Origin of the sequence: Chryseobacterium piperi (genome assembly GCF_002285635.2) — a bacterium.
In the GTDB taxonomy this organism is placed as follows: domain Bacteria; phylum Bacteroidota; class Bacteroidia; order Flavobacteriales; family Weeksellaceae; genus Chryseobacterium; species Chryseobacterium piperi.
In genome coordinates, this window is sequence record NZ_CP023049.2 from 3,438,840 (window position 1) to 3,455,870 (window position 17,031).

A 17,031-nucleotide genomic window follows, 5' to 3' on the forward strand; every position below is an offset into this window, starting at 1 on the left:
TCCCTAAAAATACGAAAAGTATCTGAAGATTTTATGAAAACTTAAATTCAAAGGATTTTAGGTACATATATGTCAGATATTGATCTATTGTTACATTAAAAAAAGTGTTTTTATTTTTTCTGGGATTGGCAAAGCCTTATAAACTGAACCTCTACATCCTGGAATTTCTGTGGCATTTCAGGAGATACCCAAAAAAGCATAGCCAATGTTTTTTCTCCAAAAGATTCTTTGTAGAGATCTTTATGCAGACGGTAACATTCTCTTAATAATCTTTTTACTCTGTTTCTATGAACCGCTTTTTTAAAATATCTTTTGGAAACAGAAACCCCAAACTTAGAGCTTTCTATCGGTAAGGAAGGTTTATCTTTAAGAAGAATAATTCTCAGATTTTCACACGTTCTCCATTTGCCTTTTTCGAAAAGTAATGCAATTTCATTCGTTTTTTTAAGTTTTTCCTCTTTAGGATATTTGAAGTTCTGCATTAATCTTTTTTTACTAAATGGTTGATCACTTCAGCCGCTGCATAGAGGCCAAAAATGGCAGGGATATAGCTGATCGTACCATAGAATGATCTTTTATAGTTTGTTCCGTCTGTTAATTTTAAACTTTCTTCATTTTGAAGTTCATTTGAAAATACACATCTGATTCCTTTATTGATTTTTTCTCTTTTCAATCTTTTTCTTACCTGTTTGGCTAAAAAGCAATTCTGAGTTTTACTGATATCTCTTACCAATACTTTGCTGGGATCTGTTTTTCCGCCGGCACCCATTGAACTGACGATTTTTATTTTTCTTTTTCGTGCAGCCTTCATTAAACATAATTTGGGAGTTACGCTGTCTATACAGTCCAGAACGTAATCAAACTTTCCGGAATCCAGAACTTCATCCATTCTCTCCGGATTTAAAAACTCATTGATTTTAATGAGATTCAGATTAGGGTTAATATCTAAAAGCCTGTCCGCAACAACTTCTACTTTATGTTTCCCAACCGTAGAATGTAATGCAGGTAATTGTCTGTTGATATTGGTGATGTCTACTGTGTCTCCATCTACAATCGTCATAGTGCCGACTCCTGCCCTTGCCAGAAACTCAGCAGCAAAAGAACCAACACCTCCTAAACCTACAACAAGAACCGTTGATTGATTCAACTTTTCTAATCCATCTTCCTTAATAAGAAGCTCTGTTCTCTCCAGCCAGTTTTTATCCATTTTGTATCGTCTCTAAATTTTCTAAAATTTGTTCATTAAGTTTTTCCAAAGAGATACCCTTTATTTCTGAAACTTTCTGATATAATTCTTGGATATTAAAATCATCATTATCAGTTTCTAAAAAGAGCTTATCTAAAGGAACTATTTTCAAAGTATTCTGCAAAGATAAATTATACAAAACAGGTTTTCCAAAACTCAAATAAAAATTATTTTTGAGAAGGTCTTCTGCAATACTTTGTTTTTTATTGAAACCATGAATAACCATCGCATATTTTGCTTTTTTTCTGAATGAAATAACTTCATAAAATTTTCTTACACAATGGATTGTTAAAGGTTTCCCTACTTCATTTGAAATGTGGATTTGTTGTAAAAAAACAGCTTCCTGAATTTTTATATCTACCGGTACAAGGCCGTCAAGTCCACATTCTCCAATGGCAAAACAGTTTTTACCGATTGATGAATTTAGCCAGTGTACCTGTTTTTCAATGGCATTGATATCGATGTCTTTGGGGTGAATTCCTACCGAATATGGAAATTCAGGCAAAGTTTCTTCCATATCTACATTATAGATACCATAAGTGATATTTTTTTTATGATGGTGAAAATCAAAAAATTCCATGCTCAAAAATACTATTATTTAGAATTAATTTGAAATTCTTAAACAATCGTTTATAATTGTGTTAAATATTTCTTAACTTTACTCAAAGTGACACTTTATGAAAAAAAAATTTACGGAAAAGCAGATCCATATTCTGGATATCGCTGAGGAGCTAATTGCAAAGAAAGGATATGAAGGAACATCAGTAAGGGATATTTGTTCTAAAGCAAATATCAATGTAGCAATGATCTCTTATTATTTTGGTTCCAAAGAAAAAATGATGTCTTATCTCTATCAGTATAGAGTTCTGAAAACCAGAGAGAACTTTTCTGAGTTTGCCGATACAATTAAAGACGGAAAACCTGAAATGCAAATGAAAGAGATCATTAAATATATTGTATCTCAGTTATTCAAATACAATTATTTTCATGGATTTGTTACCCAGGAGCTGCGGCATACAGAAAACTTAAAAGATGAACTTCTTGATTTTTACCAGCTATTTGTGAAAAAATTGGATGAGGTGATTAAAAAAGGAGTTGCATCCGGCGTTTTTACCTTTACTCCCAAGCCGGAAGATGTGCTTACCACCATCATTGGTTCCACGTTATTTGTGATTCGCAATAAAAACTTCTATGAATTGTATGTACCCAGTAAAAACGAAGAAGCTTATGCAAAAGAAGCCGAAAAAAAGGTAAGAATGAATCTCTTACTCAGTGTTTTTGCAATTCTTGGATACGCAGCTGACTAAAATTACGTTAAATAATCATAAAAAAAAATCTATTGACAAAAAAGTTATATTTTTGCAAATTAATAGATGGGTTAAAACCCGGAACTGTTGAATTTTTTTATGAAAAAATATATTTTAGGTCTTTTTGCCATAGCTGTAGTTTCATCATGTGTAAGTCAGCAAGAAAAAGCATTGAAAAGTGCTGATAAAGCTTTCATCTTAAAAGCAGCTAATGATAATTTCGCTAAAAAGAAATGGAAAAATGCTTTAGCTCTTTACGACAGGCTTGCTAACCTTGTTGCCGGAACAGATGACTTTCCAAATGTTGGGTTCAATACAGCATATGCCAATTATTATGATAAAAATTATAAATTGGCTGGGCATCAGTTTAAAAACTTTGCGGTAAGTTTCCCAAAAGATCCTAGAGCTGAAGAAGCTGCTTATATGTCTGCTTTGTGTTACTATGAAGGATCTATGGATTATAACTTGGATCAATCAAGTACAGAGCTGGCAATTAATGAATTGCAGGACTTTTTAAATACTTATCCAAACTCTGAAAGATCTAAGAATATCAATCAGTTAATCGATGAATTGTCTTACAAGTTAGAATTTAAATCTTACGAAAACGCAAGACAATATTTTAAAATGGGAGATTATAAATCTGCTAACGTTGCATTGGATAATGTATTAGAAGATTTTCCAAGTACCAAGCTTCGTCCGAAGATTTATGATTATATCATGAAGTCCCGTTATTTGCTTGCACAAAATTCGGTTTATGATCTTAAAGAGGAGCGTATCGAAAGTGCACTGGCGTTTACAAGACAGGTAGAAAAAGAGCTTCCTAATACAGAATATTCTAAAACAGCTTTAGACTATAGAGAAAAACTGGATAAAGAAAAACAAAATTTTGCGGTCGTTAAAAAGCAGACTGAAGCAAGAATGGCTACTCTGACTGCAAGACAAAAGAAGGTAGCAGACAAGCTTGCAGAAAAGAACAAGACAGAACAGCAGATGAAAGAGCAGGTTGTTGTTGAGAAGAAAGCTAAGCAGATGCAGAGAGATAGTGCTGCGTTACAGACCCCTCCTCCTGCTGCCACTTTCAGAATTCAAAGATAATTCGTAAATTTGCCATCTTATTAATAAAATAATTTTCTCAAAATGAGTGTAAAAGATACAAAAGCAGAAGTAAATACTATTACTTACGATAAAGATAAGATTGAAGATAAAGTAGGTTCAATCTATGAAGCTATTGTTATCATGGGAAAGAGAGCAGAGCAGATTAATGCAGAAATTCGTACAGAACTGCATAATAAATTAGATGAATTTGCTGTTCACAATTCTACATTGGAAGAGGTTTTCGAAAACAGAGAGCAGATAGAAATCTCTAAACATTACGAAAAACTTCCAAAACCAACTTCTATTGCTATTGAAGAATGGTTGAACGAAGACGTTTACTTCAGAAAGACTGAAGAAAGAAAATAAATCATTTGTATTTTTTATAAATGAAGGTCATAAAGGAGTAATTTCTTTATGACCTTTTGCTGTTTGTAAACCTGTTGTGGGAAAAAATAAGTAATTTAGTGTTTTAAAAAATTAAAACTAAATGAGTGTTTCCGGAAAAAAGATTCTTATTGCCGTTTCTGGAGGAATTGCTGCTTACAAAATTCATTTTTTGATAAGAGATTTTATAAAAAAAGGTGCAGAAGTACAGGTAGTTATGACTCCTGATGCTGAGCACTTTGTTACGAAGCTGAGTCTTTCTACACTGTCTAAGAAACCTGTCTATACTGATTTCTATAATGAAAATGGAAGTTGGAACAGTCATGTAGAATTAGGACTATGGGCAGACGCGATGGTTGTTGCTCCTTGTACAGCAAATACTTTAGCTAAAATGACTCACGGGATGTGTGATAACTTGGTATTAGCGACATATATGTCTGCGAAATGCCCTGTTTTCATTGCGCCTGCAATGGATCTGGATATGTATGATCATCCTACAACCAGACAGAATTTAGATCTTGCTGAAGATTTCGGGCATATTATTATTCCTGCAGAAAGTGGAGAGCTTGCCAGTGGTTTGATTGGACAAGGAAGAATGGCAGAACCGGAAACAATTTCTAAAACTGTTGAAGATTTTTTTGACAACCAAGGACAGAAAAATACATTGGTAGGTAAAACCGTTTTAATTACTGCAGGCCCTACGTATGAGGCCATTGACCCCGTTCGGTTTATCGGTAATCATTCTTCCGGTAAAATGGGCTTTTCACTTGCTGAAGAAGCTGCTAAAAGAGGAGCGAGAGTTATTCTTGTTTCCGGACCAAGTGCTCAGATCGCTCATCATAAAAACATTGAATTACATCAAGTTACCTCTGCAAAAGAGATGCTGGATAAAGTATTTGAATTTTATGAAAATACGGATGTAGCAATTGCAAGTGCAGCTGTAGCAGATTATGCACCCATGGAGATAGCCAAAGAGAAAATCAAAAAGAATGATGAAAATCTGACTATTGAACTGGTTAAAAATCCTGATATTCTTAAAACGATGGGGGAGCAAAAGACCCATCAGTTTTTAGTAGGCTTCGCTTTAGAAACCCAGAATGAAGAAGAGAATGCCAAAGGAAAGCTGCAAAAGAAAAATCTGGATATGATTGTGCTGAATTCACTTCGTGATGCCGGGGCTGGATTTAAAAATGACACCAATAAAATCAGGATATTCACCAAAACCGAAAGGAAAGAATTTGAATTAAAGTCTAAAGATGATGTTGCCAAAGATATTCTGAACTTTGTAGAACATCAGCTTTTGAAATAATTTTAATAAATTTCCGTTCTCAATTTTTAATAGATAATGAAAAAAATCATAAGTTTACTTTTAGTACTTTTCTTATATAACATTAGTCTTTCTCAGGAATTGCTGGCTACTGTTCAGGTGAATGCTCAACAGCTAGGAGGAAGTAACCAGCAGGCTTATAAAGCATTGGAAAAAAGTCTCCGGGATTTTATTAACAATACGAGCTGGACAGGAAAGAAATTACAAAATTTTGAAAAGATAAAATCTAATTTTGCTATTGTCCTTTCATCCAGAGATGGAAACAGGTACGCAGGTAATATTGTGGTTCAGGCAGTTCGTCCGGTATATGGTTCAACCTATGAGTCTCCCTTGATCAATATTCAGGATACCAAATTTGCTTTTGAATATGTTGAGAATGAGAATCTTATTTTTAATGAAAGACAGTTTTCCGGAAAAAACTTAATTGATGTGATTAGCTTCTATGTCTACCTTATTTTAGGATATGATGCAGACAGTTTCCAGTCTATGGGTGGATCACAATGGTTTGCTAAAGCACAACAGATTGCTCAGAATGCTCAGAACAGAGGATATGAAGGCTGGGCCCAAATTGGAAATGAAGGACCAAGAACCAGAGGAGCATTAATTACTCAATTATCAAGTCCTAACATCAGCCAGCTACGTTCTATATTTTATACCTATCACAGAGCAGGGCTGGATAACCTCTTTAACCAGGATCAGACTCAGGCTAAGAAGGTAATTTTTGATGCATTAATGCAGCTAAGGACCTATGAAAATAGTTTTCAGCAGAATTATGCATGTAATCTTTTTATCGAGGCAAAGAACGATGAAATTTTTAATATTTTCAATTCCAATAATAATGGAGGTCTTGTGCTGAATGATCTCAAACAGCTCATGATGGCCTTTGCTCCAAAGTATAATGAGACGAAGTGGAATAAGTGGAAATAAATCGTTAAGCACATTAATGTCTTGAATTCTGAATTCTAAAATTTTATATTTGCAGGAATAATCAGCCGGAAATTTATGCTTTCTAAAATCTTTATTAAAAATTTTGCCCTGATTGATACTCTTGAAGTTTCATTACAGGATGGTTTACAGGTAATTACCGGTGAAACGGGAGCCGGTAAATCTATTATCCTAGGGGCGTTAAGACTCATTTTAGGGGAAAGGGCTGATGTGAAATCTATTTCCAATGCTGAAGAAAAAAGTATTGTAGAAACAGAATTTGCTTTAAACAACCAATTCAAAAAATTCTTTATTGAAAATGATCTGGATTATGAACACCAGACAATTATCAGAAGAGAAATTTTGCCATCAGGAAAATCAAGAGCCTTTATCAATGATGTTCCGGTAACACTAGATATTTTAAAAGAGCTTTCCTCTCAATTGATTGACATCCATTCTCAGTTTGAAACCTCTAACCTGTTTACATCAGAATATCAGTTTAAAATTATAGACGGACTTTCTGAAAATAAAAAGTTGATCGATGATTATCAATATGAATTTTCGGAGTTTCAGAGCTTAAAGACTCAGCTTAAAAAATTACAGACCCAACTTTCAGAAAGTAATAAAGAGCGTGATTATAAGCAATTTTTATTAATTGAATTAGAAGATCTGAACTTGGATGATGTTGATTATGAGGACTTACAAAATCAACTATCCATCCAGGAAAACGCAGAGATGATTTCTGATAACTTAGCTCAGGTATTATCCAGATTTCACCAGGAAGAAGTAGGTATTTTATCTTTCTTTAATGAGGCCATACATAAGCTTTCAAAAATAGCAGAAGTTTCGAACGGCTTTTCGGAGCTGGATCAGAGACTTGAAGGATCTTTTGTGGAATTAAAAGATATCATCTCCGAATTGGAAAATGAGGCCGGTAAAATTGAAGCTAATCCTGAAAACCTAGTTTTATTGTCCGAGCTTAATAATAAACTTAATGCCCTCCTGCTAAAACATAGTGTCTCCGGAGTTCATGAACTGAAAGAAATCAGAGATCAATTGGCAGATGAGCAGATGGGAGCCTCAGAACTTGAATCTTCCATTGCTGACATTGAGGAGAATGTTTCTAAAAAAGAGAAATCACTTCATTCACTTTCCGAAAAGCTTTCTAAAAACAGGAAAAAAAGTGTTCCGGTTTTTATTAAGAAGATTGAAGGGCTGCTTAAAAAGCTAGGCCTTGAAAAGGCGAAGGTTGATATAGAACTACAGAATGCTCAGGAATTCAATATGTGGGGAAAAGAAAATATTCAACTTTTATTCCAGGCGAATTCGGGGTTTCCTTTAAAACCTATTCAAACAGCTATTTCAGGAGGTGAAAGATCCAGGGTAATGTTGGCTGTAAAGAAAATTATTGCAGAGAGTGATGAGCTTCCTACGCTTATTTTAGATGAAATAGATACCGGAGTTTCAGGAAAAGTCGCAGAGGAAATCGGAAACCTGATGCGGGAAATGTCTGAAGACATGCAGCTTATTGTTATTTCCCATCTTGCACAAGTTGCCGCGAAAGGGAATAATAACTATAAAGTAGTGAAACATGATATTTCAGGTAAAACACAATCTACAATCATTCCTTTAAATGAAGAAGAGAAGCTGAATGAAATCGCTCAATTACTATCCGGGAGCAAGATTACAGATGCAGCTCTTGCCCAGGCAAAAGAGCTTATAGGATAAAGTTTGTAACATATTTTACATTATATTTACTAATGTAAAAAAGGATGATATGTTTTTAAAATTCCTGAGGCTAGAAATCAAAAGCTTTTTTCGAGGTACTTCGGTTGGAATTAATCTGGCCATGAAGATTCTCCGTTTTTTGGGAATCCTTTATTTTATGGGATGTCTGGTGGGGGGAGCGGTTATTGCTTTTTTCTATGTAAAAGAAGAGCTTCATCTGGATCCTTTAAAAATTGTATCAAGATTTTTACTCATAGGCTGGGCAATCGATCTGGTTATTAAATACCTATGGCAGGAAATGCCAACTCAAAATATAAAACCTTTTCTTACTCTTAATATTCCTAAGAAAACACTGATCAACTATATGCTGATCAAGACGTTTCTATCAGCATTTAGCTGGCTGAACTCCTTATTTTTTATTACATTTTCTATTATTGCGCTATTCAATGGATATGGGTTTTTAGAAATTTTCGCATGGTTTATGGGAATTTCAGCATTATTCTATCTGAATAATTTTCTCAATATATTTTTCAACGATAAAGAAACGGTTGCCATTGCGGTTGCAGCCGCTTTCGGAGTTGTTGGAGTATTAGGGTACTACCAGATTATTCCGGTATTATCTTATTCTGAAATGGTATTCTACAGTTTCTATGAAAAACCTTATATCGCCATGTTTCCAGTTATTTTGTTTGTAGGAATATGGTGGATTTGTTTCAGATATGTTCATAAAGAATTTTACCTTGATCAGGGGCTGGAAGTGAAGAAAACGGTCGGCCGGACAGAGAATATTGCGTTTTTAAATAAATACGGTGTCCTTGGAACTTTTATTAATAACGATATCAAAATGCTCAGACGGAATAAGGTCACAAAAGGGATTCTGTTGGGAAGCTTTATGTTTGTCTTTTATGGTTTGCTGATGTTTACCTCTGTTACCTATAAAACATCAGCAATGATGATGTTTATGGGGCTATTTGTAACAGGAGGCTTTCAGTTTTTATTCGGACAGAGGGTGCCTGCTTTTGACAGTTCTTATTATCCGTTGATGATGACCCTCAATGTTCCTTATAAAGAATACCTGAAAGCGAAATGGTGGCTCATGAATATTGTGACAGTTCTTTCGATGATCGTGGCTTTGTTCTATGCCTATATTGGCTGGGAGGTATATATTACCTTTTTTGCTGCAGGGCTATATAATATAGGAGTTAATTCTCAGTTTACGCTTTGGTCAGGTGCATTTAACAAAACGCAGATTGATCTCAACTCTAAAGAAAAGAGAATGGGGCAGAAAAATAGCTTTAATTTAAAAGCTTTATTGCTGCTTATTCCTAAAATGCTATTACCCATGGCTGTTTTTGCGGTTACTAAGAACTTCTTTGGTATGACGGGCGGAGTGTTAAGTATCGCTATTTTAGGAGCGATAGGATTTTTGCTCAGAGAGAAAATCTTTGATATTATTGTAAAGCATTATAAGCGGGAAAAGTACAGCACATTAGACGCATTCAAAAATAAAGGTTAATAACAATGATTACTATTAATAATTTATCTAAAAAATATGGACCTGCTACGGTTCTTAACATTGAACATCTTGAGATTCCTCATGGAGAGACCTTTGGATTGGTGGGAAACAATGGTGCAGGAAAAACAACATTGTTTAGCCTGATGCTGGACCTGATTCAGCCCACAACAGGTTTTGTGAGTATTGAGGATATTAAGGTGAATGAATCTGAGGCGTGGAAGAGTAAGGTCTCTGCATTTGTAGATGATACTTTTTTAATAGGGTATCTTACGCCTGAAGAATATTTTTATTTTATCGGTGAGCTGAGAGGTCAGAATAAGGCGTCCGTAGATGAATTCCTAAAACCTTTTCATGATTTATTTAACGGAGAGATCTTGAATTCAGGAAAATATGTTAGAGATCTGTCAAAAGGGAATCAGAAAAAAGTAGGAATTGTAGGGGCAATTATTGGAAATCCTGAGATTATTATTCTGGATGAGCCTTTTGCTAACCTTGATCCTTCGACACAAATAAAACTTAAAAATCTGATCAAAGAATTATCCAAGCAGGATGGCGTTACATTTCTTATTTCGAGTCATGACCTGTCTCATACCACAGAAGTATGTAATAGAATTGTGGTAGTTAATAAAGGTCAAATGGTTAAAGACATTAAAACGAACCCCGAAACACTTAAAGATCTGGAGCAATACTTTGCAGACCAGGTTTCCTTATAATATTTCATTATTAAAAAAATATACAAATGAGTTTAGAGTCCCAAAACGTTACCGACTATCCAAATATCAACACTATTTTTATGGTTTGGAAGTTACACGATAGTCCTCAGTTAAAAAATGTATTTCAGCGGTTATGTGCACTGGTTTTAAATCTTAACAATTCTGTTTTTAACAGATTTCCGGATAGCAGAGCAAGCTGTGTGATGGGAATTGGTTATGAAGCCTGGAAGAAGTTGGAACTTCCGGAACCTTTACCAAAGGAATTAGCTGTTTTCAGCGAAGTAAAAGGAGTAAAACATACGGCGGTTTCTACCCCGGGAGACTTACATTTTCACCTTAGGGCTGATAATAATAGTATTTGTTTTGATATGGCCATTGAAATCTCAAAGTTATTAAGCTCTGTGGCAGAAAGTATTTTAGAAATTCATGGCTTTAAATATTGGGATGCACGCTCAATTTTAGGTTTTGTAGATGGTACAGAGAATCCTCATGGAGAGGATAGAGATTATTTTGCGAAAATAGGAGATGAGGATTCTGCCTACAAAGGGGGAAGCTATCTTTTTGTACAAAAATATATTCATAATATGGATGCCTGGAAAGGTCTTTCAACTGAAGAACAGGAAAAGGTAATCGGAAGGTCAAAAGAAAATGATATTGAAATGTCTGATGACGTAAAACCTTCTAACTCCCATATTGCACTAGCCAACATCGGAGATGAATTAAAGATTGTAAGAGATAATATGCCTTTTGGAAGTCCTTCTACTAATGAGTTTGGTACTTATTTTATATCGTATGCAAGTACGTTTACCACTGTAGAAAAGATGCTTACTAATATGTTCATAGGAGATCCACCGGGAAACTATGACCGGATTCTGGATTTCAGTACTGCAGAAACCGGAACCTTATTCTTTGTGCCTACCAGAAATATGCTGGATGACTTCGGTGGATAGACTTTAACATAGATCTTCATAAAAGGTAGAATATATTTCTGCCTTTTTTAGTATGATAAAATGAAATTTTAAAAAAAATATTTTTTTGTGTAACCTTTTCAATTCTTTGTTGTCTTTATAATAGAAACAGATTTATAAAATGAAACTTTTGTTCGGAAATAAGAAAGATGATTTGTTGAGCCGCTTGAGAAAACAGGATCCGGCTGCTCAGAAATTGTTTTATGAGCAAAATGTAAAAAAACTACTGAGTGTAAGTAAAAGCTATATCAGTGATTTGTATCAGGCAGAAGATTGTCTTATCAAAGCTTTCTGTAAGATTTTCAAGCATATTGAAGGCTTTAGGGGAGATGGTAATCTTGAAGGCTGGGCGAGGAGGATTGTTGTCAATGAATGTCTGAATTTTATCAAAAGCCGTAAAACGGTTTTTTATCTTGATGAAATTAATCAGTCTTTTATAGAGGAGAATCATGATGAGAATGTAGTCTATGACTTTAATGCTCAAGAGCTTTTAGACCAGTTGCCGGATGCTTATAAAATGGTTTTTAACCTTTATGTTTTAGAGGGATATTCTCATCAGGAGATTGCGGAAACCCTTCAGATTTCTACTGCGGTAAGTAAAACACAGTTATTCAGAGCAAAAGAAAAGCTCAGGAAGATTTACTTTCAACAACAAAAAACACTGAAAAATGAACACTATTAAAAATAATTTCGAAAGTCAGATTAAACAACAAATTGAAGAGAGAGAAATTACCCCTTCAAGAGATTTGTGGTCTGAAATTGAACGACAAACTGAAAACCATCCTCCAAAATCAAACCGTCAATGGTTATTGATAGCGGCGTGCCTGGTTCTTGTATTTAGTTTAGGGTCCGTTCTGCTTTTTTATAATAATCCGAAACAACCGAAATTGCAGACTGTTCAAAAAACAGATCATTCAAATATTGAAAAAAATACTGAAAAAATAACCACCGAATCTCCGGTGCAAATTGTGCAAGGACAGAAAGCTTCTCCAGTAATGGAAGCCAGCAGAAAGGATAAGAAAGTTGAAGCCGTTCAATCACAGGTTTTTGTTGAACGCAAAGAACCTGTCATGATTAAACAAGATCTTCCTGTCTTGGTAACGGAAGTTCCACAGATTCCGTCTTCAAAAATTATCGCACAATCAGACTCTTCAAAAATACGGGTGAAGAAAAGATATGTTGACCCTTCTACTTTACTATTTTCAGTAGAGCATAAAGATGCTATTGAAAAAACGAAAGGAGGAAGCAATGTAGCGACAATCGATCTGAACAGCAAATAATACTTTTTAACAATAAAAAATTAATAATATGATCAAGAAATTTATCGTGATGGGATTCGTATGCCTTTTATCAGTATCGGCATACTCACAAAGAACATTGGGATTTAATCTTCCTTCAAAAGAAGATACAGATGTAAGCCCGATTGTAAAAGAAAAAGTAGAAGAATATGCCACAAAGATCAATGGAATTATCCAGGAGGAAAAAAAGCTGATGGAGGCTGAGCTTCTGGTGCTTCAAAGTAAAGATTTGGAAAAAAATGAATTTAATAAACAGAAAGCTGCCATTGCCGATCGCTTTTCAGAAAAAATAGATCAACGGATAGAAGCGCTAGGATTTGACCTTGATATGGTTATTCAGAAGCAGGTAAGATATTCCCTTCTTAATTCTGATGTGACCTCCAAAGAAGAACTGAAAGCAAAGCTTTTGAAAAAATTTCGTGCGACCAAAAGTATGGAAGGATATGTATCCTATGGAGTAATGACTCTTACAAACAACCTCTCCGATAACGATCTGGATAGAAATCTGGGATATGCGAATAATCTGGAGTTTGGGTTCAAATTTAATTACCAGTTCAGCAGAACGAGTCCATGGGGACTTATTTCCGGAGTTGGTTTTTCATGGAGAACACTACGTTTAGATAATAATATGGTTTTTGCAAAAGATGCCAATGCCAATATTCATCTGGCAAAATTTGAAGGGAATCTGGATAAAAGCAAACTTAGAACAGGGTATATTATAATTCCCCTTGGTCTACAATATAATTTTTCAAAGCTGAAAAATGCAGGTATGGATATTCAGTACAGAGATTATAACAAAGGGTTTAAGGTCGGAGCCAATATGTATGGTGGAATAAGAATGTCCTCAAATAATATTATTAAAGGAGATGATCTGAATTCTAGAAACAGAGGGAATTATCAGGTAAACCCTTTTGTTTATGGCGCGCAGGTTACCCTTTCCTATAATGAATTCAGTATTTTCGTGAAAAAAGATTTCAGTAACTTCTTTAAAGACAATACTTTTAGTAATGATAAAGCTTTGATCTTTGGAGTTGGTCTTTGGTGGTAAAAAAATAGGGTAAAATTGTGAAATTGTTGATTTGTAAAACCGCAGATTTTGTAAAGTTGTCATTTCGACAATAGGAGAAGTCTCTTCATGAGGGTTTTGAATTTTAAAGGTTAAAAACTTTTATGGTGTAATCTTTTAGGCACGGATTACTCAGATTTGTACAGATGCTTATATTGCTTTTTCTCACAAATTAATTTTTATTTTGGTTAAGCATCATCAATACATTGACCGTGTTTTTACTTCAACATCAGATAAATATAAAACTCCGGGAAGCTCCCGGAGTTTTATATTCAATATTTAACGTATAAAAATCTAATTTTTATTTTAAACTTCCTACCATATCTTCAGGTTTCACCCACTCATCAAATTGTTCAGCAGTTAAAAGTCCAAGATTTACAGCTTCTTCTTTTAACGTAGTTCCATTTTTATGAGCAGTTTTAGCAATTTTAGCTGCATTTTCGTAACCGATATGGGTGTTGAGTGCAGTAACAAGCATTAAAGACTTGTCTACTAGTTCTTTGATTCTCTCGTAGTTAGGTTCAATTCCAACTGCACAATGATCGTTGAATGAGATGCATGCATCCGCAATCAGCTGTGCAGACTGTAAGAAGTTGTACGCCATTACAGGTTTGAAAACATTCAGTTCATAATTTCCCTGAGTTCCTGCAAAAGAAATGGTAGTATCATTTCCTAAAACCTGAGCACAAACCATAGTCAGAGCCTCATTTTGTGTAGGATTTACTTTTCCAGGCATAATAGAAGAGCCGGGTTCATTTTCAGGGATATGGATTTCTCCGATTCCGGAACGAGGTCCTGAAGCCAATAATCTAATATCCTGAGCAATTTTAAATAAAGAAACGGCTAACTGTTTTAATGCGCCGTGAGATTCTACAATCGCATCGTGGGCAGCAAGTGCCTCAAATTTATTTTCTGCTGTTATAAAAGGATGATTGGTGAATTTCGCAATATATTCTGCTACAACCATATCATAACCTTTTGGAGTATTGAGTCCTGTTCCTACAGCAGTTCCTCCTAATGCTAGTTCGGAAAGGTGGGGAAGAGTGTTTTTCAAGGCTCTAAGACCGAATTCCAATTGTGCTACATATCCTGAAAATTCCTGTCCCAGAGTTAAAGGAGTAGCATCCATAAGGTGAGTTCTACCGATTTTAACAACATCTTTAAAAGCCTTTGCTTTTTCTGCTAACGTATTTTTTAGTTTTTCAACTGCAGGAATCGTTACCTCTACTACTTTTTTATAAGCAGCAATATGCATTGCTGTCGGATAAGTATCATTTGAAGACTGAGATTTATTCACATCATCGTTTGGGTGAACTTCAGATTTTTCACCTAGTTTTCCACCGTTGTTAACGTGGGCCCTGTTGGACACAACTTCGTTGATGTTCATATTGGATTGCGTCCCGGATCCGGTTTGCCAGATAACCAAAGGAAACTGATCATTTAATTTCCCTTCCAGGATCTCATCACAAACTTTAGCAATCATATCTCTTTTCTCAGAAGGAAGAGCTCCCAAATCAGTGTTGGCATATGCCGCCGCTTTTTTTAGGTAAGCAAATGCTTCAATAATTTCATGAGGCATTGAACCTTCCGGACCGATTTTAAAATTGTTTCTGGAACGCTCTGTCTGTGCACCCCAGAACTTATCAGCAGGAACCTGCACATCTCCCATCGTGTCTTTTTCTATTCTATAATTCATTGTGATTGAAATTTTTATAAAGTTAATGATAAACTGGAAAATTCACAATTTATAATCGTTATAAATATGAAAGGTTATTGCTGATTTTACTCATGCTTTTTTAAGTATGTTTTATTTTTGTACAAACAAAAAATTGAATGGAATTTAGATATCAGGATCCGTATCCGATTGAGAAGGATGATACGGTGTATAAAAAGCTTACATCAGATTATGTAACGATTGAAAAATTAGGAGAAAGAGAAATACTGACCGTTGATCCAAAAGGATTGGAGTTACTTGCTGAAGAGGCGATGGCAGATGTTTCTTTTATGCTCCGCTCTTCACACCTGGAAAGCCTTAAAAGAATTATTGACGATCCTGAAGCTACTGATAATGATAGATTTGTTGCTTATAACTTATTACAGAATGCTGCAGTAGCTGCTGAAGGAGCTCTTCCTTCATGTCAGGATACCGGGACAGCTATTGTAATGGGGAAAAAAGGCGAAAATGTTTATACCGGGGTTGATGATGGGGAGTATTTAAGTAAAGGGATTTACAATACCTATCAGAAAAGAAACTTAAGATATTCTCAGATTGTTCCTTTGACGATGTTCGATGAAAAGAATTCAGGATCCAACCTTCCCGCACAGATCGATTTATATGCTAAAAAGGGAAATTCTTACGAGTTTTTATTTCTAACGAAAGGAGGTGGTTCTGCAAATAAGACGTTTTTGTATCAAAAAACAAAGTCTTTATTGAATGAAAAATCTCTTGAAGAATTTATCAAGGAGAAAATTTCAGATTTAGGAACTGCTGCTTGTCCTCCTTACCATTTAGCGTTGGTAATAGGTGGAACCTCTGCTGAAGCTAATTTAGCAGCTGTAAAAAAAGCATCTGCAAAATATTACGATAACCTTCCTACTTCAGGAAATGACGGAGGACAGGCTTTCAGAGATCTGGAATGGGAGGCTAAAGTTCAGAAAATATGCCAGGAAAGTGCCATTGGTGCTCAATTTGGAGGTAAATATTTAACACATGATGTACGGGTGATCAGATTGCCTCGCCATGCTGCTTCTTGTCCTGTAGGAATGGGAGTGTCTTGTTCTGCCGACAGAAATATTAAGGGTAAGATTACAAAAGAAGGTATTTTCCTTGAACAATTGGAACAAGATCCTAAGAGATTCTTACCAGATACACCCCCACATTTGGAGGAGGCTGTAGAAATTAATTTGAATAAGCCTATGCCTGAAATTCTGGCTGAGCTTTCAAAATATCCGATCAAAACCCGACTGAAATTAAACGGGACTCTAATTGTGGCAAGAGATATTGCCCATGCGAAGATCAAAGAACTTTTGGATAGTGGAAAGCCGATGCCGGAATATTTTAAAAACCATCCGATTTATTACGCAGGTCCTGCAAAGACTCCTGAAGGAATGGCTTCCGGAAGTTTCGGACCGACAACAGCTGGAAGAATGGACGTATATGTCGATGAATTTCAAAATAATGGAGGAAGTATGATCATGTTGGCTAAAGGAAACAGAAGTAAAGAAGTAACAGATGCTTGTAAGAAGCACGGAGGTTTCTATCTTGGATCTATCGGTGGCCCCGCTGCTATTCTTGCTAAAGACAATATCCTTTCCGTAGACGTGGTTGATTTCCCGGAACTAGGAATGGAGGCAGTAAGGAAAATAGAGATCAAAGACTTCCCTGCGTTTATCATTACAGATGATAAAGGGAATGACTTCTTTGCAGATTTAGCCCATTAATTAGTTTAAAATCAAAAT

17 protein-coding genes are annotated in these 17,031 nt (G+C 35.2%); 13 read left to right on the forward strand and 4 right to left on the reverse strand.

Going from position 1 to position 17,031, the window contains the following annotated elements:
• Positions 1 to 110: 110 nt before the first annotated feature.
• The 3 genes from rnpA to CJF12_RS15055 are packed head-to-tail and all read right to left on the reverse strand — an operon-like array spanning position 111 to position 1,826.
• Positions 111 to 482: a ribonuclease P protein component gene (rnpA, locus tag CJF12_RS15045; protein ID WP_034681458.1), complete on the reverse strand. Its 372-nt coding sequence runs from the start codon at positions 480 to 482 to the stop codon at positions 111 to 113.
• Positions 482 to 1,207, reverse strand: a complete 726-nt coding sequence (locus CJF12_RS15050; protein WP_034681459.1) for a tRNA threonylcarbamoyladenosine dehydratase — start codon at positions 1,205 to 1,207, stop codon at positions 482 to 484. The genes rnpA and CJF12_RS15050 overlap by 1 nt, the downstream gene beginning before the upstream one ends.
• A complete protein-coding gene (locus tag CJF12_RS15055) occupies positions 1,200 to 1,826 on the reverse strand; it encodes a TatD family hydrolase (protein WP_034681460.1) in 627 nt (208 codons plus the stop codon). The genes CJF12_RS15050 and CJF12_RS15055 overlap by 8 nt, the downstream gene beginning before the upstream one ends.
• A 97-nt stretch (positions 1,827 to 1,923) precedes the next feature.
• Between CJF12_RS15055 and CJF12_RS15060 the strand changes: the two genes are divergently transcribed.
• The 12 genes from CJF12_RS15060 (at position 1,924) to CJF12_RS15115 (ending at position 13,554) form a co-directional block, all read left to right on the forward strand.
• Positions 1,924 to 2,553: a TetR/AcrR family transcriptional regulator gene (locus CJF12_RS15060; protein ID WP_034681461.1), complete on the forward strand. Its 630-nt coding sequence runs from the start codon at positions 1,924 to 1,926 to the stop codon at positions 2,551 to 2,553.
• Between the two features lie 99 nt (positions 2,554 to 2,652).
• Positions 2,653 to 3,648, forward strand: coding sequence for an outer membrane protein assembly factor BamD (locus tag CJF12_RS15065; RefSeq protein ID WP_034681462.1), 996 nt, complete (start codon positions 2,653 to 2,655; stop codon positions 3,646 to 3,648).
• Positions 3,649 to 3,690: 42 nt separating this feature from the next.
• Complete coding sequence (locus CJF12_RS15070; RefSeq protein WP_034681463.1) at positions 3,691 to 4,014, forward strand: DNA-directed RNA polymerase subunit omega; 324 nt, start codon at positions 3,691 to 3,693, stop codon at positions 4,012 to 4,014.
• Between the two features lie 121 nt (positions 4,015 to 4,135).
• A complete protein-coding gene (coaBC, locus tag CJF12_RS15075) occupies positions 4,136 to 5,341 on the forward strand; it encodes a bifunctional phosphopantothenoylcysteine decarboxylase/phosphopantothenate--cysteine ligase CoaBC (RefSeq protein ID WP_034681465.1) in 1,206 nt (401 codons plus the stop codon).
• A gap of 36 nt (positions 5,342 to 5,377) precedes the next feature.
• The gene (gene porD / locus CJF12_RS15080) at positions 5,378 to 6,286 is read left to right on the forward strand and encodes a type IX secretion system protein PorD (protein WP_034681467.1); all 909 of its coding nucleotides are present in this window, start codon (positions 5,378 to 5,380) and stop codon (positions 6,284 to 6,286) included.
• Positions 6,287 to 6,361: 75 nt separating this feature from the next.
• Positions 6,362 to 8,011 (forward strand): DNA repair protein RecN, encoded by a 1,650-nt coding sequence (locus CJF12_RS15085; RefSeq protein ID WP_034681469.1) that lies wholly within the window; start codon positions 6,362 to 6,364, stop codon positions 8,009 to 8,011.
• Positions 8,012 to 8,060: 49 nt separating this feature from the next.
• Positions 8,061 to 9,527, forward strand: a complete 1,467-nt coding sequence (locus tag CJF12_RS15090; RefSeq protein ID WP_034681472.1) for a DUF5687 family protein — start codon at positions 8,061 to 8,063, stop codon at positions 9,525 to 9,527.
• A 5-nt stretch (positions 9,528 to 9,532) separates the two neighbouring features.
• A complete protein-coding gene (locus CJF12_RS15095) occupies positions 9,533 to 10,240 on the forward strand; it encodes an ABC transporter ATP-binding protein (protein WP_034681474.1) in 708 nt (235 codons plus the stop codon).
• 26 nt (positions 10,241 to 10,266) lie between these two features.
• Positions 10,267 to 11,190 (forward strand): Dyp-type peroxidase, encoded by a 924-nt coding sequence (locus CJF12_RS15100; protein ID WP_034681476.1) that lies wholly within the window; start codon positions 10,267 to 10,269, stop codon positions 11,188 to 11,190.
• A 139-nt stretch (positions 11,191 to 11,329) separates the two neighbouring features.
• Positions 11,330 to 11,890, forward strand: coding sequence for an RNA polymerase sigma factor (locus tag CJF12_RS15105; protein WP_034681478.1), 561 nt, complete (start codon positions 11,330 to 11,332; stop codon positions 11,888 to 11,890).
• Positions 11,877 to 12,488, forward strand: a complete 612-nt coding sequence (locus CJF12_RS15110; protein ID WP_034681479.1) for a hypothetical protein — start codon at positions 11,877 to 11,879, stop codon at positions 12,486 to 12,488. Before CJF12_RS15105 ends, CJF12_RS15110 begins: the two co-directional genes overlap by 14 nt.
• 28 nt (positions 12,489 to 12,516) lie before the next feature.
• The gene (locus CJF12_RS15115; protein ID WP_034681482.1) at positions 12,517 to 13,554 is read left to right on the forward strand and encodes an outer membrane beta-barrel protein; all 1,038 of its coding nucleotides are present in this window, start codon (positions 12,517 to 12,519) and stop codon (positions 13,552 to 13,554) included.
• A 319-nt stretch (positions 13,555 to 13,873) separates the two neighbouring features.
• Here CJF12_RS15115 and fumC read toward each other — a convergent pair whose 3' ends face one another.
• Complete coding sequence (gene fumC, locus CJF12_RS15120; RefSeq protein ID WP_034681484.1) at positions 13,874 to 15,268, reverse strand: class II fumarate hydratase; 1,395 nt, start codon at positions 15,266 to 15,268, stop codon at positions 13,874 to 13,876.
• Positions 15,269 to 15,405: 137 nt separating this feature from the next.
• Here fumC and CJF12_RS15125 point away from each other — a divergent pair, with 137 nt between their 5' ends.
• Positions 15,406 to 17,013: a fumarate hydratase gene (locus tag CJF12_RS15125; protein ID WP_034681485.1), complete on the forward strand. Its 1,608-nt coding sequence runs from the start codon at positions 15,406 to 15,408 to the stop codon at positions 17,011 to 17,013.
• Positions 17,014 to 17,031: the final 18 nt, after the last annotated feature.

What these genes read in the sequence shown, in the direction of transcription:
- rnpA (WP_034681458.1), bottom strand. Translation starts at nt 482, where the DNA reads ATGCAGAACTTCAAATATCCTAAAGAGGAAAAACTTAAAAAAACGAAT.
- CJF12_RS15050 (WP_034681459.1), bottom strand. Translation starts at nt 1,207, where the DNA reads ATGGATAAAAACTGGCTGGAGAGAACAGAGCTTCTTATTAAGGAAGAT.
- CJF12_RS15055 (WP_034681460.1), bottom strand. Translation starts at nt 1,826, where the DNA reads ATGGAATTTTTTGATTTTCACCATCATAAAAAAAATATCACTTATGGT.
- CJF12_RS15060 (WP_034681461.1), top strand. Translation starts at nt 1,924, where the DNA reads ATGAAAAAAAAATTTACGGAAAAGCAGATCCATATTCTGGATATCGCT.
- CJF12_RS15065 (WP_034681462.1), top strand. Translation starts at nt 2,653, where the DNA reads ATGAAAAAATATATTTTAGGTCTTTTTGCCATAGCTGTAGTTTCATCA.
- CJF12_RS15070 (WP_034681463.1), top strand. Translation starts at nt 3,691, where the DNA reads ATGAGTGTAAAAGATACAAAAGCAGAAGTAAATACTATTACTTACGAT.
- coaBC (WP_034681465.1), top strand. Translation starts at nt 4,136, where the DNA reads ATGAGTGTTTCCGGAAAAAAGATTCTTATTGCCGTTTCTGGAGGAATT.
- porD (WP_034681467.1), top strand. Translation starts at nt 5,378, where the DNA reads ATGAAAAAAATCATAAGTTTACTTTTAGTACTTTTCTTATATAACATT.
- CJF12_RS15085 (WP_034681469.1), top strand. Translation starts at nt 6,362, where the DNA reads ATGCTTTCTAAAATCTTTATTAAAAATTTTGCCCTGATTGATACTCTT.
- CJF12_RS15090 (WP_034681472.1), top strand. Translation starts at nt 8,061, where the DNA reads ATGTTTTTAAAATTCCTGAGGCTAGAAATCAAAAGCTTTTTTCGAGGT.
- CJF12_RS15095 (WP_034681474.1), top strand. Translation starts at nt 9,533, where the DNA reads ATGATTACTATTAATAATTTATCTAAAAAATATGGACCTGCTACGGTT.
- CJF12_RS15100 (WP_034681476.1), top strand. Translation starts at nt 10,267, where the DNA reads ATGAGTTTAGAGTCCCAAAACGTTACCGACTATCCAAATATCAACACT.
- CJF12_RS15105 (WP_034681478.1), top strand. Translation starts at nt 11,330, where the DNA reads ATGAAACTTTTGTTCGGAAATAAGAAAGATGATTTGTTGAGCCGCTTG.
- CJF12_RS15110 (WP_034681479.1), top strand. Translation starts at nt 11,877, where the DNA reads ATGAACACTATTAAAAATAATTTCGAAAGTCAGATTAAACAACAAATT.
- CJF12_RS15115 (WP_034681482.1), top strand. Translation starts at nt 12,517, where the DNA reads ATGATCAAGAAATTTATCGTGATGGGATTCGTATGCCTTTTATCAGTA.
- fumC (WP_034681484.1), bottom strand. Translation starts at nt 15,268, where the DNA reads ATGAATTATAGAATAGAAAAAGACACGATGGGAGATGTGCAGGTTCCT.
- CJF12_RS15125 (WP_034681485.1), top strand. Translation starts at nt 15,406, where the DNA reads ATGGAATTTAGATATCAGGATCCGTATCCGATTGAGAAGGATGATACG.